This window comes from Saccharomonospora saliphila YIM 90502, assembly GCF_000383795.1.
GTDB lineage: Bacteria > Actinomycetota > Actinomycetes > Mycobacteriales > Pseudonocardiaceae > Saccharomonospora > Saccharomonospora saliphila.
Genome location: NZ_KB912591.1, coordinates 1,907 through 3,322, shown reverse-complemented (window position 1 = coordinate 3,322; position 1,416 = coordinate 1,907). Strand labels below are relative to the sequence as shown.

Annotated in this window: 1 protein-coding gene; it reads left to right on the top strand. The window is 73.0% G+C overall.

Annotation, left to right across the window (positions count from 1 at the left end; translation table 11 throughout):
• Positions 1–156 precede the first annotated feature (156 nt).
• Positions 157–1,416: hypothetical protein (locus tag SACSA_RS0100140; protein WP_019812509.1), on the top strand; the 1,260-nt coding region annotated here is incomplete at its 3' end.

Genomic DNA, 1,416 nt, shown 5'->3' with positions numbered 1-1,416 from the left:
TGCCGCCGCGGCCCGCACCCCGGCGGGCACCGCGCCGCGCCCGCTAGGCCGGTGGCCGTGACGCGATCCTCACAACCCGCGAACCGCCTGCGCCACCGGAGACCCGCGCGGTAAAAAGCGGGTGAAGTCACTGGGGACACACCGACAGGGGGAACAGTGCGCTACCGAGTCGAGGTGGCCGATCGTCCCGACGCGCTCTACGCGCTGTGGGACGGCGGGATCTTCCGCGCGAGACGGTCGAGCACGGACGGCACGATGCTGCTCGTGGCGCTGGAGGGTGAGCCGGCTCCCGAGGGGTTCGACGCGGAGTCGGACGGCAGGCCCGCCAAGGTCGTGCCCGCCACCGAGGCTCCCGCCACCTTCGCCGTGCACACCTACTGCGACTACGACGACGAGCCCTATCGGGTGGAGCCGCGCTCGTCGGACGGGGAACTCACGCTGCGCTGGGCGGGCACCGACGCGGAGGTCGCGCGCACGCTCGGCCTCACGGACATGACCACGACCACCGACGACCCCGAGTCGCTGACCGGGTTGTGGCAGGAGCGGCACGACTTCGCCGACGAGTCCGCGCCGCGCACCGAACCAGGCAGCGGCGACACACAGCTACTCCTGCGTGCGGTGGGGCGTAGCCTGCGCGGCTTCCTCCCGCCGGGCTGGCAGCGCGTCGCCGCGCAGTTCCGGCAAGTGGGTGACTTCTCGGAGCTGGAGATCCGGGCCGTCGCCGACGACGTGATCGTCTCGCTCTCGGCGCCGCCCCATCTCGGCCAGCTCTTCAGCCAGCTCCGGTCGGCGATGTACGAGCCGGGTGCCGGCACGTGGTTCCAGGGCACGTTCACGCTCGACGCCGATTCGCACTTCGACTTCGACTACGACACCGAGACCGAGCCCGCGTGGCGGCTCGGCCCGGACGGCCGCACCACGGCCGCGAGCTACGACGCCGAACTGCGGTATCACCCGCGCACGGAGGTGCCCGGCTGGTTGGCGACGAAGGCCGGCCTGCCACTGGACGTGCGATTCCGCTGGGCACAGGTGGTGGACGGCCACACGCCGGGGGAGAAGCCGGTGGTCAACCGGCCGCCGGTCCCGCCCGAGGAGGTGCGCGGCATCCTCGGCTACCTCTACCGCGCGCCGGTGACGGTGTCCCGCCCGGGGTTGCTACCGGACCTTTTCAAGCCGGGACCACCCGCCGTGCCCGACGCCTTCCACACCGACGGCACGTGGATCTGGCCCGCCGCCGTGCCGCACTACCTGCGCACGTACGGGGTGCCACCGGAGGGCGATCTACTCGACCACATCCGCGCGAACAACTACCGCCCGCCGTACGTCAGCGCCCGCCTGCGGGCCACGGCCGAGGCCGAGGTGCTCGGCACGCCGCGCCCTCCCCGGGCGCCCGAGGACCTCGCCGAGCCGGACGCG